The following is a 14,455-nucleotide window of genomic DNA, read 5'->3' as shown; positions in this document are numbered from 1 at the left end:
GGGTGTTGTCAGTGGTGAGTGCTTCACTTGTGACCAGTGAGGACTTCTGGCGGGTCAGGAGAGACCGGCCAGTCGGAGCAGCAGTGCTTTCACATCGGTGGCCGCGACGCGGTCGCCGACAGCGCGGGGGGTGGAGCAGATGATGAGCGGACCGTCGTCGTCGCTCATGGGAAGGCGGCCGTGGCTGCCGCGAATAGGTGAGGGATCCAGCGGCACGACCGCCATGCGGTAGCGCAGGCCGAGTTTCTTGCGGGCCAGTGCCGTGGCCGCCTTGAGCTTCACATACGGGTCGAGCGGGTCCATGAACAGCTCGACCGGGTCGTAGCCGGGTTTGCGGTGGATCTCGACCAGTCGCGCGAAGTCGGGCGCGCGGTCGTCGTCGAGCCAGTAGTAGTACGTGAACCAGGCGTCCGGCTCCGCGACGGCGACGAGTTCGCCGGAGCGCGGATGGTCGAGGTGATGGGCCTTCTTGCCCTGGTCGTCGAGGAGTTGGTCGATGCCGGGCAGGTCAGCGAGGGCTTCCCTGGTGGCTTCCAGGTCCTCGGGGCGGCGCACATACACATGGGCGATCTGGTGATCGGCGACCGCGAACGCCCGTGAGGCCATCGGGTCCAGATACTCCATGCCGTCCTGCGTGTGTACGTCGAGGAGGCCGGCGCGGCGCAGGGCGCGGTTGATGTCGACGGGACGGTTCACCGGGGTGATGCCGTACTCGGAGAGCGCGACGACGGTACGGCCTTCCGCCCGGGCTTCGTCGAGCAGGGGCGCCACGGCCCGGTCGAGGTCGGCGGCCGCCTTCAGGGAGCGCGGGTCGTCGGGGCCGTAGCGCTGCAGGTCGTAGTCGAGGTGAGGGAGGTAGCAGAGGGCCAGGTCCGGTCGGCGGGTGCGGAGGATGTGGCGGGTCGCGTCGACGATCCAGCGGCTGGAGACCAGGTCGGCGCCCGGTCCCCAGAAGTGGAAGAGGGGGAACGTGCCGAGTTTCGTGGTGAGTTCGTCGTGCAGGGCCGGGGGCCGGGTGTAGCAGTCGGGTTCCTTGCGGCCGTCGGAGTAGTAGATCGGACGGGGGGTGACGGTGATGTCGGTGTCGGCGCCCATGGCGTACCACCAGCAGATATTGGCGACGGTGTAGCCGGGGTGGGCGCGACGGGCGGCGTCCCACAGTTTGTCCCCGGCGACGAGGCCGTTGTGCTGGCGCCACAGCAGGACGTCGCCGAGTTCGCGGAAGTACCAGCCGTTGCCGACGATGCCGTGCTCGGCGGGGAGCGTGCCGGTCAGGAAGGTGGACTGGGCGGCGCAGGTGACGGCGGGCAGGACGGTGCCGAGGGGGGCGCGGGAGCCGGACCGGCCGAGGGCTTTGAGGTGGGGCATGTGGTCGAGGAGGCGGGGGGTGAGGCCGACGACGTCCAGGACGAGGAGAGGGGTGGGCCCCGCTTCGGGTGGGGGGCTCACGGCAGTTCCTTGAGGCCGAGGTCGGTCAACTGGTCGCGGGTCAGGGCGAGTTCGGCGGCGATGCCGTCGGCGAGCTGGGCGCGGCTGCGGGGGCGGAGTTCGGGTGGGAGGGCCTGCCAGGTGTAGGTCTCGACCTCCAAATGGCGGGTGAGGGGGTGGGTGCCGCCGACCAGGTGGGTCAGGGCGGCCTTGAGTACGGGGAGCGTGGAGGTGAGGGGCGCGGCGGGGGCCGCGTGGAGCGGGACGTGGAAGTGGGCGCGCCAGGGTGAGGCGTCGGGCAGCGCGTCGTCCTTGAGGGCCTCGCCGAGGTCGTCGGTGCCGCGCAGGCCGGCGGCGGTGGAGGTGCGGGTCTGGTGCAGGAAGCGCGGCTCGTCGAAGGCGGCGAGGGCTTCGCGGACCTCGGGGAGGTGGGGGTGTTCGGCGTGCAGAGCGGCCGAGAGCTGGGATTTGACGACGGGGATACGGGCTCGGGTGAGCGCGTCCAGGGCGGTGTGCGGGTCTTCGAAGGAGGTGGCGAGGTGGCAGGTGTCGACGCAGATGCCGATGCGGTCGTGGCCGATGTCGGTGAGGGGGCCGATGGCGTCGGCGGTGGTCTCGACGATGCAGCCGGGCTCCGGTTCCAGGCCGACACGGATGGAGCGGCCGGTCAGCTCGGCCACGGCGTCGAGGCGTTCGGCGAGCGTGAGGAGAGCCGTGCGGGACCGGGCGGCGCGGGCGTCGTCGTAGGCCGTGCGCCAGGCCAGGGGCAGGGTCGAGATGGTGCCCTCGGTGACGTCGTCGGGGAGGAGCTGGGCGAGGACGCGGGCGAGGGAGGTGGTGTGGTCGAGGCGTTCCGGGTCGGCCCAGTCCGGCCGGTAGACGCGGTACTTGACCTCTTCGGCGCCGAAGCCCTGGTAGGGGAAGCCGTTGAGGGTGACGACCTCGAGGCCGCGCCGGTCGAGTTCGCCGCGCAGGCCGCGCAGGGCGGACGGGTCGGTGACCAGGGCGTCGGCGGCGTCCTTGGCGAGCCACAGGCCGATACCGAGGCGGTCGCGGCCGAGGCGGCGGCGTACGGGCTCGCAGTGGTCGCGGAGTTGGGCGAGGACTCCGTCGAGGGTCTCGGCCGGGTGCACATTGGTGCAGTAGGCGAGGTGGACGGTGGATCCGTCGGGGTGGCGGAAGCGCATGGGTCACTCCCCGCCGCGCAGGATGCTGTTGCCTTCGTGCGTGGCGCCGGTGGCGGTGACGTCGAGGGCGAGACGGCCGCTGAGCCCGTAGAAGGCGACCGGGTTGCGCCACAGCACCAGGTCGACATCGTCCTCGTCGAAACCGGCGGCGAGCAGGGCGTCGCCGACCTTGCGGGTCTTGAGGGGGTCGCTTCTGCCCCAGTCGGCGGCGGAGTTGACCAGCACCTTCTCCGGGCCGAACGCCTTGATGACGGCGACCATGCGCTCCTCGTCCATCTTGGTGTCCGGGTAGACGGAGAAGCCGAGCCAGGCCCCGCTGTCCTTGGCCTCCTTGACGGTGGTCTCGTTGAGGTGGTCGAGCAGCACCCGCTCGGCCGGCAGCGCGGAGGTCCGTACGGCGTCGAGCGTGCGGCGCAGGCCGGACAGCTTGTCCCGGTGCGGGGTGTGGACGAGGGCGGGCAGGCCGTGGTCGGCGGCCAGCTGCAGCTGGTGTTCGAGCGCGTGGTCCTCGGCCGGGGTCATGGAGTCGTAGCCGATCTCCCCGACGGCCACGACCCGGTCCTTGAGCAGGTAGCGGGACAGCTGGTCCAGCACGGGCGTGCACTGCGGGTCGTTCGCCTCCTTGGGGTTGAGGGCGATGGCGCAGTGGTGGGCGATGCCGTACTGGGCGGCGCGGAAGGGCTCCCAGCCCAGCAGGGAGTCGAAGTAGTCGGTGAACGAGGCCGGCGAGGTGCGGGGCTGCCCCAGCCAGAAGGCCGGCTCCACGACCGCGCGGACGCCCGCCTCGTGCATCGCCTCGTAGTCGTCGGTGGTGCGTGACGTCATGTGGATGTGGGGGTCGAAGATGCGCATCAGGACTCCTTGCCGTCGATGCCGTTCTCGTCGGCCGGTGAGGGCGCGGTCAGGGCCAGGACGCGGTACAGGTCCTCGGGTACGGGACGGCCCGCGGCGGTGCGTTCCTCGGCGTAGTCGCCGAGCATGCGGGCGAGTTCGGTGTCGCCGTGGGCACGACGGGTCAGGTCGGTGATCTCGTCCACGCGCACGCCGGTGAACAGGCACTTGAGCACGGCGTGCCGCCACTGGTGCGGGGCCAGATGGCGGGCGGCGTACGGGCCGAGGGCGGCGGCGACGAGGCGGGTGTCGTTGGTCCGCAGGGCGTCCTCGACGAGGTGCAGCGCGTCGGGGCCGGGCACCAGGTGGGGCAGCGCGTGCAGGACCGCCCGGCGTTCGTCGGCGGTGCCCTGGCGGTACACCCGGGTGAGCGCGTCGGTGTCGGCGCGGGCCGCGTGCAGGATCAGTACGCGGACGGCGTCGGCGTATTCGGTACCGCAGCGTCGGCCCGCCTCGGCGAGGCGCAGCTCCCAGACGGAGACGGGCCCGCGGGTGCCCGGGTGATCGGCGGCCTCGTCGAGCGCCCGGCCCAGCCAGGCGCGGGCGGCGCCCGCGAGGTGGGCGTTCAGGTGGCCGCGCAGGTCGGCGGGTGCGGCGAGGGCCGGGCGGGCTGCCGGACGGTCCGGCGTGCGGTGGTGGATCACGTGGGGCTCCCGTTCGGGGACGGCGGTGGTGTCACGGGGCGTCCGGAGTTGCTCGGGCCTTGTCGGTGGTGCGGCTGGGCGAGCGGGCGGGCTCGGGTGGGCCGGTGCCGTCGGGCCGAGGAGGGACCGTCAGGCCCGTCGTCCGGCCCGTCGTCCGGCCCGTCGTCCGGCCCGTCGTCCGGCCCGTCGTTCGGCCTGTCGTTCGGCCTGTCGTTCGGCCTGTCGTTCGGCCTGTCGTTCGGCCTGTCGTTCGGCCTGTCGACCGGCGGAGGAAGGAGAGGGACTGTTCGGCGAAGTGGGGGCCGGCGTGGGAGTGGCGGGGTAGTTCGACGACGGTCAGGGCCCGGTAGTCGATGGCGGCCAGGGCTGCGAGGACGGGTGGGAAGTCGATCTCGCCCTCGCCGAGGGGCAGGTGTTCGTGGATGCCGCGGCGCATGTCCTCGATCTGGACGTGGCGGAGCCAGGGGGCGGCGGCGCGGACGCAGTCGGCGGGAGGGAGCGGTTCGAGGCACTGGCAGTGGCCGATGTCGAGGGTCAGGCCCAGTGCGGCGGGGCTGCCGAGGGCCTCGCGGAGCCGGTGGAAGTCGGCGAGCGTGGCGAGGAGGTGACCGGGCTCGGGTTCGACCGCGAGGGGGATGCCGGCGGCGGTGGCGGCGTCGAGGACGGGGGTGAGCGCGTCGGGGAGGCGTTTCCAGGCGGTGTCCTCGTCCGTGGTGGGCGGGGTGACCCCGCTGAAGCAGTGCACGGCGTGGGCTCCGAGGTCGGCGGCGACCTGCACCGCCCGGATCAGCAGGTCGGCCCGGCGGGAACGGTCGTCGGAGTCGGGATCCAGGAGTGTGGGGCCGTGCTTGCGGCGGGGATCGAGGACATAGCGGGCGCCGGTCTCCACGGTGACGGTCAGACCGAGGGCGTCCAGTCGTCGCGCGAGCCGCCGGGTGCGGGCCGCGAGGTCGGGGGCGAGCGGGTCGAGATGCATGTGGTCGAGGGTCAGACCGACGCCGTCGTAGCCGAGGTCGGCGAGGAGGGCGAGGGCGTCGTCGAGGCGGAGGTCGGCGAGGCCGTTGGTGCCGTAACCGAAGGAGAGGAGGGAGGCCTGGGAGGTAGGGGAGGTATCGGTGGTCTGGGAGGTCTGGGAGGTCTTGCTCGGCGGGGTCTGCTGAGACGCCGGAGGTGACGGAGGCGGCTGCTGTGGCTGTGGTGGGAGTGGTGGCGGCACGTCGGTGTTCGTCGGGAGGGTCGGCCGTGGATTCATGCCGGGGTCACCCCCGAAAGGCCCGGCTCCGGAAGCCTCTGCTTGGCAGGGCCCGGTTCCGAAGGTTCCGGCTCGCCAAGCCCCCGCTCGGCCGGCCCCCGCTCCGGCCCACCCGCCCCCACGACAGGCCGCCGCAACCGCTCCGCGAACCCCGTCAACGCCGTGTACTGCTCCCCCAGGGACGCGGGCCCGTCGCCCACCGGGTCCTTGAAATAGAAGCCCAGCTCGGTCAGGGGGCCGGTGAGGCCGCATTCGTGGGCGCGGGTGAGGAGGCGGGCGAGGTCCAGGATCAGGGGGGCGGCCAGAGCGGAGTCGCAGCCCTGCCATGTGGTCTGGAGGACCATCCGCGTGCCGAGGAAGCCGTCGAAGGCGATGTGGTCCCAGGCGGTCTTCCAGTCTCCGAGGGCGGGGACGTCGTCGATGTGGGTCTCGCCCTCGGGGGTGGTGCCCAGGGTGTCGGTCAGGACGCGTTCCTTGCCGGCGTTCTTGGCAGCGGCGGCGGCCGGGTCGGCGAGGGCGGCGCCGTCGCCTCCGCCGAGGAGGTTGGTTCCGGACCAGGCCCGGACGGGCAGGGCACGTTGGGCGAACATCGGGCCCAGGACGGACCGGAGCAGGGTCTGGCCGGTCTTGCCGTCGCGGCCCGCGTAGGGGACGCCGGAGGAGGCGGCGAGGGAGGAGAGAGCCGGGTGGTGGAGGCCGGTCGAGGGGGTGAAGTTCACGTAGGGGCAGCCCGCCCGGAGCGCGGCCGCCGCGTACAGGGAGCTCGGCGGGAGGGTGGTGCCGGTGGGGGCGGGTTCCGTCGAGGCCACGTTCACCACCACGGCTCGGGTCAGTCCCCGTCGCCGTATGAAGTCCTGGATGTCGGCCGTGAAGGAGGGGATCAGCTCCGCGGGGTTCCTCGTGTCGCCCGGGACGGGACCGCCGGGCCTGATCTCGCGGTCGGCGGCGGTGAGTTCGGAGGTGATCGCCGCGGGGAGGTCGTGGGGCAGGACGCCCCCGGCTGCGAGGGCCTCCGCCCGTTTGGGCAGAGGGCAGTCGACCGTGTCGTGGCCGCCGAAGACGAGGGAGGAGAGCGGGGGCAGGCCGGAGTCGGCGAAGAGGCGGGTCTCGGTGACCATGCCCGTCGCGGGGTGCAGGCCCGCCGTCATGGCCGCGCAGCCCGCGACGACCGTGGTGGCGACGGAGCCGCGCGCTCCGATCAGCCAGACACCGACGCGCGGCGGGGAAACGGACGCGGACATGGGCGGCCTCCTTGTCGCTTGTCACTTGTCGCTTGTCGCTTGTCGCTTGTCGCTTGTCGCTTGTCGAACGCGTGCTGCGGAACCCTCACGGGCACGTGATGCGGCAACCCTCCACAGGGAGGGAAGGCGGCGGGCGGAGGTCCGGCGTCCCCCGCCCGCCGCCGCTCAGTCGCCCGGAGCCGGGGCCGCAGCCGACGAGGCGGCGGCCCGGGCGGGCAGTTCCTTGATCCGGATGTCGCGGAAGGACACCTGGTCGGCGGCTCCGTGGTTCTGGATGCCGAGGTGACCGTCGCGCAGGCTCCGTACCGGATCGGTGTTGGTGAAATCGTTGATCTTCACGCCGTTGAGCCAGACGCGGAGGCGCTCGCCCTCCACGCGGATCTCGTACGTGTTCCACTCCCCCGGCGGGTTCAGGGCGCGGTCGCGCTTCCTGATGTCGGCGGACCGGAAGCCGTAGACGGACCCTGTGGTCTTCTCGGGTACGTCCGTGGCGTCGATCTGGATCTCGTAGCCGTTGTTCACGGCCGACCAGGGGTCGTCCGAGGGCGGGAAGCCCACGAACACACCGGAGTTGTCGTCACCCGAGGCGCCGGCCGTCTTCCAGTCGAGCTTCAGGGAGTAGGACCCGAAGCTCCGGTCCGCGTACCAGAGCATGCCCATCCCGCCGGACGACGTGATCGTGCCGTCGTCCAGGGTGAAGGAGCCCGGGCCCGCCTGCCGCCAGCCGTCCAGCGAGGTGCCGTCGAAGAGCGGCCGGTAGCCGTTCTCCGGTCGGCAGTCGCCCTGGACCTCGCCGATCGCCCACCGGATGCCGCCCAGCAGGTGCTGCCGGAAGGCGGGTTCCGCGAACGACTCCTTGGTGTGGCCGCCGCCGGTGTAGAAGGCGCGGCCGCCCTGGTAGTTCTGGCACCAGGCGATCGGATGGTCGCCGTTCATGGTGCCGCCGCTGTACGACGACTCGTCGAGCGAGGCGAGGACATGGGCCCGCTCACGGGGGTTGGAGCGGTAGTTGTACCACTCGTCCGTGCGGTTCCAGGTCGCGCCCAGGCCGGCCGTGGCCGGGTGGGCGTGGTCCTCGACGTCGACCGTCGCGGGCTGGATCGCGGGGTGCGACTGGAAGTACGCGCCCGCGAGTCCGCCGTAGAAGGCCCAGTCGTACTCGGTGTCGGCGGCCGCGTGGACGCCCACATAGGAGCCGCCACGCTTGATGTACCGCTCGAACGCGCCCTGTTGGGTCGTGTCGAGGACGTCACCTGTCGTCGACAGGAACACCACGGCGTCGTAGCGTCCGAGGTTGCGTGCGGTGAAGGCGCCGGCGTCCTCTGTGGCGTCGACCGCGAAGCCGTGGGCGGCGCCCAGGTCCCGTACGGCCGCGATGCCCTCGGGGATCGAGTCGTGCCGGAAGCCGGCGGTCTTCGAGAAGACCAGCACCCGGTGTTCGTCGGAGCCGCCCTCATCGTCCGACACGGCCGGTCCCGACACGCATCCGATCAGCAGGGCGGCGCCACCCAGTGCGGCCCATACACGTCTGTTCGTCGGCATGACGCCCCCTCACCGCTTGGTGAAGGTGAAGTCGTCCACGTCGAACAGGCCGCCGGAGCCTGTCCCCTTGAAGACCAGGTACAGGGTGGTGGTGCCGCGCGGGGCGCGGGACAGGTTGGCGGTGACGTCCTGGAAGTTCTCCCAGCCACCGGTCACCGGCACGGTCGTGCTGCCGAGGAGACGACCGGTCGGAGAGCCCGCGCGGACCTCCAGCCTGCCTCCGGCACCCCCGGAGGAGATACGTGCGGTGATCTTCGTGGCGTTGGAGAGGACGTACGGCTCGAAGGAGATCCAGTCGCCGTTCGAGATGTCGCCGACCGTCTTGCCGCCGTGTGCCGTGTCCTTCGACTGCACCGTGATGCCGGACGAGTCACCGTGGTGCTCGGCCTGGCGGTGGGTGGGCTGGACGACGTTCTGGTCGTGGGTGGTCAGCGGAGCCTGGCCGCCGCCTCCGCCGTCGGTGTACTCGGCGTCGAAGACCCCGAAGATGTTGGCGTTCTCGTCGTGGCCGCCGTCGGCGCTGGTCTGGATGGTGCCGGTGCAGCCGTTGGCGGAGGTCACCGGGTGGCCGTGACTGTCGTGACCGAGGACGAAGGTGACCTTGACCTTGGAGCAGTCGATCGGGCGGCCGTCCTCCGGGTCGCTCACCTTCACCTTGAACGGCACGGCGTCACCGAAGGCGAACAGCTGCCCGTCCTGGGGGAGTTCCAGCACCACCTTGGGCGCGGTGTTGCCGACGACGATCTGCACGCTCGCGCTGCCGGTGCGGCCGGAGGCGTCCTTGGCGGTCAGGGTCGCCGTGTAGGTGCCGTTCGTCCTGTACGTGTGGGTGGGGTTCGCCGCCGTGGACGTGCCGCCGTCGCCGAAGTCCCAGCTGTGGGTGAGCGCGTCGCCGTCGGCGTCGGTCGTGCCGGCCGAGGAGAAGCGGACCTTCAGTTTCGCCTGGCCCGAGGTGCGGTCGGCGGCTGCCTGGGCGACCGGGGAGTGGCCGTCCGTGGCGTTCTCGATCCGGTACAGGGCGGAGTGCTCGTCGCCGCCGAACCAGGAGACGCCGTAGTCGAGGACGTAGAGCGCGCCGTCGGGGCCGAAGGCCATGTCCATGATCTGGGTGCCGGTCCACGGCACGTTGTTGATCGACTGCACGGTGCCGTCGGCGTCGCTGGTGATCCGCTTGATCCAGCGGCGGCCGAACTCACCGGCGAAGAAGTCGCCGTCGTACGCCTCCGGGAACTTCACCGGGGAGTCGAGCGAGGCGTCGTAGTGGTAGACCGGGCCGCCCATCGGGGACTCGGAGCCGTCGCCGAACTCCGGGAGGGAGGAGCCGTTGTAGGGGATCCACGCGGGTTCGGCGGGCGGCAGGTCGGTGAGACCCGTGTTGTTCGGCGAGGTGTTCTTCGGGGCCGCGCAGTCGAAGGACGCGCCCGAGGTGCCGGTGGCGAAGTCGTAGTCGACGTAGGCGTCGTTCTTGCCGGTGCAGTACGGCCAGCCGAAGTTGCCGGGCTTGGTCACGCGGGCGAACTCGACCTGTCCGGCCGGGCCGCGCGAGGGGTTGGCGGCGCCGGCGTCGGGGCCGTACTCGCCGACGTAGAGGATGCCGGTTTCCTTGTCGACGCTGAAGCGGAACGGGTTGCGGAGGCCCATCGCGTAGATCTCGGGGCGCGTCTTGTCCGTGCCGGGGGCGAAGAGGTTGCCGTCGGGGACGGAGTACGAGCCGTCGGCGTCGACCTTGATACGCAGGATCTTGCCGCGCAGGTCGTTGGTGTTGCCGGAGGTGCGCTGGGCGTCGAAGGCCGGGTTGCGGTTGGACCGCTCGTCGATGGGGGTGAAGCCGTCCGACTGGAACGGGTTGCTGTCGTCGCCCGTCGACAGGTAGAGGTTGCCCGCCGCGTCGAAGTCGATGTCACCGCCGACATGGCAGCAGATGCCGCGGGAGGCGGGGACGTCGAGGATCTTCTTCTCGCTGGCGGCGTCGAGGGTGCCGTCGGTCTTCAGGACGAAGCGGGAGAGCCGGTTGACGCCGTCGAAGGGCGCGAAGTCGGCGGCCGTGCCGGTCTCGGGGGCGTCGCCCGCGGGGGTGTTCAGCGGAGGCGCGTAGTAGAGGTAGATGAAGCGGTTGTCGGCGAAGCCCGGGTCGACGCCGATGCCCTGCAGGCCCTCCTCGTCGTGGGAGTACACGTCGAGCTTGCCCGCGAGCTTGGTGTTGCCCGCCGCGTCGGTCAGACGCAGTTCGCCGTCGCGCGAGGTGTGCAGGACCGAGCGGTCGGGGAGGACGGCGAGTGACATGGGTTCGCCGACCTCCGGTTCGCCCTTGGCGAGGGTGACCTGCTGGAAGTCCTCGGCCGCGGCGGCCTGCGGGGCGGCTTCGGCCGCGCCCGCGGCGGGCGAGGTGAGCGACAGCGAGGCGCCCGCGAGCAGCAGACCGCTCAGGAGTGCGAGGGGCCCGCGAAGTCTGAGGCGTCTGGAGTGGCTGGTGGTGTTCCTGTTCTCGTCGTACGGGTGCACGAATGCCTCCAGGAAGGGGCTGGTCGTACGGGTGGGTGCGGGATGCCGGGGTGCGCCGTCACCCCGGAGACAGGAAATGGCTGAGCGAGCCAGGTCCGCGAATGGCTGTGAGGCCTCAGTCGTTGCCGCCGAACGCCGCGTCGAAGGCGGCCGACGGCGGTTCGAAGTCGTAGGCCTTGAGGCGGGTCAGGGCCTCGGGGGCGCCCTGGAGCCGGTCCATGCCGGCGTCCTCCCACTCGACGGAGATCGGGCCCTGGTAGTCGATGGAGCGGAGCATCCGGAAGACGTCCTCCCAGGGGACGTCACCATGACCGGCCGACACGAAGTCCCAGCCGCGGCGCGGGTCGCCCCAGGGCAGATGCGAGCCGAGGCGGCCGTTGCGGCCGTCGAGCCGCTTGCGGGCCTCCTTGCAGTCGACGTGGTAGATCCGGTCGCGGAAGTCCCACAGGAAGCCGACCGGGTCGAGGTCCTGCCACACGAAGTGCGAGGGGTCGAAGTTCAGGCCGAAGGCCGGACGGCGGTCAACTGCCTCAAGGGCGCGTTGCGTTGTCCAGTAGTCGTACGCGATCTCGCTCGGGTGGACCTCGTGGGCGAACCGCACACCCTGGGCGTCGAAGACGTCGAGGATCGGGTTCCAGCGCATCGCGAAGTCGTCGTAGCCGCGCTCGATCATCGACTCGGGGGCGGGCGGGAACATGGCGACCAGGTGCCAGATGGCGGAGCCGGTGAAGCCGATCACGGTGTCGACGCCGAAGGCCGCGGCGGCGCGCGCGGTGTCGGCCATCTCTGCGGCGGCCCGCTGCCGTACGCCTTCGGGCTCGCCGTCGCCCCAGATACGGGCGGGCAGGATGGCCCGGTGGCGTTCGTCGATGATGGCGTCGCAGACGGCCTGCCCCACCAGGTGGTTGGAGACGGCCCAGCACTTCAGGCCGTACTTCTCCAGAAGCTGGTGGCGGGAGTCGAGGTACGACGAGTCGGCGAGGGCCTTGTCGACCTCGAAGTGGTCGCCCCAGCAGGCGAGTTCGAGGCCGTCGTAGCCGAAGTCGCGGGCGAGGCGGCAGACCTCTTCGAGGGGCAGGTCGGCCCACTGACCGGTGAAGAGCGTGAAGTCGCGCGGCATGTCCGGGGCCTCCTCAGACCGTTGTCGGGGTGTGGGTGGGGGTGTAGACGGAGTTCTTCTCGGCGCTCTCCTCGACGGCCGCGAGCACGCGCTGCACCTGGAGCCCGTCGGCGAAGGACGGCTCGGGCCTGGTCCCCGCCGCGACGGCGTGCACGAGGTCGCGGGCCTGGTGGACGAAGGTGTGCTCGTAGCCGAGGCCGTGGCCCGGCGGCCACCAGGCGTCGAGGTAGGGGTGGTCGGGCTCGGTGACGAGGATGCGGCGGAAGCCGGCGTGGGTGCCGGGTTCGGTGTGGTCGTGGTAGGCGAGTTCGTTGAGCCGTTCCAGGTCGAAGGCCAACGAGCCGCGTTCGCCGTTGAGTTCGATGCGCAGGGCGTTCTTGCGGCCGGTGGCGAAGCGGGTCGCCTCGAAGGAGGCGACGGCGCCGGAGGCGAAGCGGCCGGTGAACAGGGCCGTGTCGTCGACAGTGACCGCGCCTCGCCCGGCGGTGCCGCCGGTGGATGCCAGACCACTGGACACCCCTGCGGGCAGGGGCCGTTCCCGTACGAAGGTCTCCATCAGCGCGGACACCCCGATCACGGGCTCTCCCGCGAGGTACTGCGCGAGGTCGACGATGTGCGCGCCCAGGTCGCCGAGCGCCCCGGACCCGGCGGACTCCTTGCGCAGGCGCCAGGTGAGCGGGAACTCGGGGTCCACGAGCCAGTCCTGAAGGTATGTCACCCGCACGTGCCGCAGCGCTCCCAGGCGGCCCTCGGCGACCATGCGGCGGGCGAGCGTGGTGGCGGGCACGCGCCGGTAGTTGAAGCCGACCATCGCCAACCTGCCGTGGGCGTACGCCTCTTCGGCCGCCGAAGTCATCGCCTCCGCCTCCGCGACCGTGTTGGCGAGGGGCTTCTCGCAGAGCACGTGCTTGCCGGCGGCCAGTGCGGCGAGGGCGATCTCGGCATGGCTGTCGCCGGGGGTGCAGATGTCGACGAGGTCGATGTCGTCCCGGGCGATCAGGTCCCGCCAGTCGGTCTCCGTCGTCGCCCAGCCGTGCCGGTCCGCCATGGCCCGCACCGCATCCTCGTCCCGGCCGCAGACCGCCGCGAGCACCGGGCTGAGCGGCAGGTCGAAGACCCGACCGGCGGTCCGCCACCCCTGGGAGTGCGCGGCCCCCATGAAGGCGTAACCCACCATGCCGACCCGCAGCGGCGGCTTGCCCGGCCCACCGGCGAGCCCGGCGGGCCAGGACCCGGCACGAGTACCGGCACCAGCCGTCGTCCCGGTCCGGGCTCCGGCCCCGGCCGGCGAGCCCTCACCACCGGCCGCGATGCCTGCTCCGGCGCCGGCCCCTCCCCCGGCGGGCGCGCCCCCGGCACCGCTGCCCGGCCTGGTCGGGGTTCCGGCGTCGCCCTCGAGCCCGGCCTCGTGGCCCGTGGCCCCGGCCTCCTCCGCCTCGGCCTGGTCGGGCTGCTGCGGCTGTCCCATGCGTGTGTCCTCCTCGTGATCGCGGCGCGGTGGGGGTGGGGCCTGACCCGGCTTCCGGGGGCTTCGCCTTCCGGTCCCCGCTGCCCTGTCCTCGTTCCTGGTCAGGCCCGTCCGGCGGGAGCCGTCACTTGAAGCCGGTGGGCATGTACTGGTCGACGTTGTCCTTGTCGACGACGGCCGAGTAGAGCGTCAGCGAGGCCGGGATCTCGAACTCGGCGAGTCCGCCGACCCCCTTGCCCTGGCCGAGGGCGCGGGCGAGGTCGATCGCGGAGGCGGCCATGGTCGGCGGGTAGAGGACGGTCGCCCTGAGGACGCCGTCGTCCTTCTTGATGGCCTGGAAGGCGGACAGGGCGCCCGCGCCGCCGACCATCAGGAAGTCGTCGCGACCGGCCTGCTCGATGGCGCGCAGGGCCCCGACGCCCTGGTCGTCGTCGTGGTTCCACAGGGCGTCGAACTTCGACTGTGCCTGGAGGAGTTGGGCCATCTTGGCCTGCCCGGACTCCACGGTGAACTCGGCGGCCTGCCGGGCCACCTTCTCGATGTTCGGGTAGTTCTTCAGCGCGTCGTCGAAGCCCTGGGTGCGCTGCTTGGTCAGCTCCAGGTTGTCGAGGCCGGCCAGCTCGATGACGCGGGCGTTCTCCTTGTCCTTGAGCTGCTCGCCGATGTAGTGCCCGGCGTTGAGGCCCATGCCGTAGTTGTCGCCGCCGATCCAGCAGCGGTACGCCTGCGGGGAGTTGAAGATCCGGTCGAGGTTGACGACGGGGATGCCCGCGCGCATCGCCTTGAGACCGACCTGGGTGAGGGCCTTGCCGTCGGCGGGCAGGACGACCAGGACGTCGACCTTCTTGTTGATGAGGGTCTCGATCTGGCCGATCTGCTGGGCGGTGTCGTTGGAGCCCTCGGTGATCTCCAGCGTGACGTCCTCGTACCGCTCGGCGCGGCTCTTGGCGTTCTCGTTGATGGCGTTGAGCCAGCCGTGGTCGGCCTGCGGTCCGGCGAAGCCGATGGTGACTTCCTTGCCGGGTGTGTCAGCTGCGGCCGGCTGGTCGTTCGCCGCCGGGTCGTCGCCGGATTCATTGCTGGTGCAACCGGCGAGGAGGGCGCCGGCCGAGACGGCGGCGGTCCCGAAGAGCAGTCCTCTACGGCTGGTGAACTGTGGCATGGCGGTGGACCTTTCCCG

11 protein-coding genes are annotated in these 14,455 nt (G+C 71.6%); all 11 read right to left on the bottom strand.

Annotation, left to right across the window (positions count from 1 at the left end; translation table 11 throughout):
* Positions 1 to 54: 54 nt before the first annotated feature.
* Positions 55 to 1,449, bottom strand: a complete 1,395-nt coding sequence (locus tag JIX55_RS41220; protein WP_257568311.1) for a nucleotide pyrophosphatase/phosphodiesterase family protein — start codon at positions 1,447 to 1,449, stop codon at positions 55 to 57.
* Positions 1,446 to 2,615 carry a metabolite traffic protein EboE gene (eboE, locus tag JIX55_RS41215; RefSeq protein ID WP_257568310.1) on the bottom strand — a complete coding sequence of 390 codons (1,170 nt, stop codon included), beginning with the start codon at positions 2,613 to 2,615 and terminating at the stop codon, positions 1,446 to 1,448. The genes JIX55_RS41220 and eboE overlap by 4 nt, the downstream gene beginning before the upstream one ends.
* Positions 2,616 to 2,618: 3 nt before the next feature.
* Complete coding sequence (locus tag JIX55_RS41210; protein ID WP_257568309.1) at positions 2,619 to 3,467, bottom strand: TatD family hydrolase; 849 nt, start codon at positions 3,465 to 3,467, stop codon at positions 2,619 to 2,621.
* Entirely contained in the window at positions 3,467 to 4,150 is a 684-nt protein-coding gene (locus JIX55_RS41205; protein WP_257568308.1) for an EboA domain-containing protein, read from the bottom strand. Before JIX55_RS41205 ends, JIX55_RS41210 begins: the two co-directional genes overlap by 1 nt.
* 31 nt (positions 4,151 to 4,181) lie before the next feature.
* The gene (locus JIX55_RS41200; protein ID WP_257568307.1) at positions 4,182 to 5,402 is read right to left on the bottom strand and encodes a sugar phosphate isomerase/epimerase family protein; all 1,221 of its coding nucleotides are present in this window, start codon (positions 5,400 to 5,402) and stop codon (positions 4,182 to 4,184) included.
* Positions 5,399 to 6,643, bottom strand: a complete 1,245-nt coding sequence (locus tag JIX55_RS41195; RefSeq protein WP_257568306.1) for an inositol-3-phosphate synthase — start codon at positions 6,641 to 6,643, stop codon at positions 5,399 to 5,401. Before JIX55_RS41195 ends, JIX55_RS41200 begins: the two co-directional genes overlap by 4 nt.
* A gap of 165 nt (positions 6,644 to 6,808) precedes the next feature.
* On the bottom strand, positions 6,809 to 8,185 hold the full coding sequence (locus JIX55_RS41190; RefSeq protein WP_257568305.1) for a ThuA domain-containing protein: 1,377 nt from the start codon (positions 8,183 to 8,185) through the stop codon (positions 6,809 to 6,811).
* 9 nt (positions 8,186 to 8,194) lie between these two features.
* A complete protein-coding gene (locus tag JIX55_RS41185) occupies positions 8,195 to 10,687 on the bottom strand; it encodes a PQQ-dependent sugar dehydrogenase (RefSeq protein ID WP_257568304.1) in 2,493 nt (830 codons plus the stop codon).
* Positions 10,688 to 10,802: 115 nt separating this feature from the next.
* Positions 10,803 to 11,807 (bottom strand): sugar phosphate isomerase/epimerase family protein, encoded by a 1,005-nt coding sequence (locus JIX55_RS41180; RefSeq protein ID WP_257568303.1) that lies wholly within the window; start codon positions 11,805 to 11,807, stop codon positions 10,803 to 10,805.
* A 13-nt stretch (positions 11,808 to 11,820) separates the two neighbouring features.
* Complete coding sequence (locus tag JIX55_RS41175; RefSeq protein WP_443046649.1) at positions 11,821 to 13,275, bottom strand: Gfo/Idh/MocA family protein; 1,455 nt, start codon at positions 13,273 to 13,275, stop codon at positions 11,821 to 11,823.
* 124 nt (positions 13,276 to 13,399) lie between these two features.
* Complete coding sequence (locus JIX55_RS41170; RefSeq protein ID WP_257568302.1) at positions 13,400 to 14,437, bottom strand: substrate-binding domain-containing protein; 1,038 nt, start codon at positions 14,435 to 14,437, stop codon at positions 13,400 to 13,402.
* Between the last annotated feature and the right edge of the window lie 18 nt (positions 14,438 to 14,455).

This window comes from Streptomyces sp. DSM 40750, assembly GCF_024612035.1.
Classification (GTDB): Bacteria; Actinomycetota; Actinomycetes; order Streptomycetales; family Streptomycetaceae; genus Streptomyces.
Note: the sequence above shows the minus strand (reverse complement) of the source record. Positions and strands in the feature narration are given on the sequence as shown.

What these genes read in the sequence shown, in the direction of transcription:
- JIX55_RS41200 (WP_257568307.1), bottom strand. Translation starts at nt 5,402, where the DNA reads ATGAATCCACGGCCGACCCTCCCGACGAACACCGACGTGCCGCCACCA.
- JIX55_RS41210 (WP_257568309.1), bottom strand. Translation starts at nt 3,467, where the DNA reads ATGCGCATCTTCGACCCCCACATCCACATGACGTCACGCACCACCGAC.
- JIX55_RS41175 (WP_443046649.1), bottom strand. Translation starts at nt 13,275, where the DNA reads ATGGGACAGCCGCAGCAGCCCGACCAGGCCGAGGCGGAGGAGGCCGGG.
- JIX55_RS41170 (WP_257568302.1), bottom strand. Translation starts at nt 14,437, where the DNA reads ATGCCACAGTTCACCAGCCGTAGAGGACTGCTCTTCGGGACCGCCGCC.
- eboE (WP_257568310.1), bottom strand. Translation starts at nt 2,615, where the DNA reads ATGCGCTTCCGCCACCCCGACGGATCCACCGTCCACCTCGCCTACTGC.
- JIX55_RS41180 (WP_257568303.1), bottom strand. Translation starts at nt 11,807, where the DNA reads ATGCCGCGCGACTTCACGCTCTTCACCGGTCAGTGGGCCGACCTGCCC.
- JIX55_RS41190 (WP_257568305.1), bottom strand. Translation starts at nt 8,185, where the DNA reads ATGCCGACGAACAGACGTGTATGGGCCGCACTGGGTGGCGCCGCCCTG.
- JIX55_RS41195 (WP_257568306.1), bottom strand. Translation starts at nt 6,643, where the DNA reads ATGTCCGCGTCCGTTTCCCCGCCGCGCGTCGGTGTCTGGCTGATCGGA.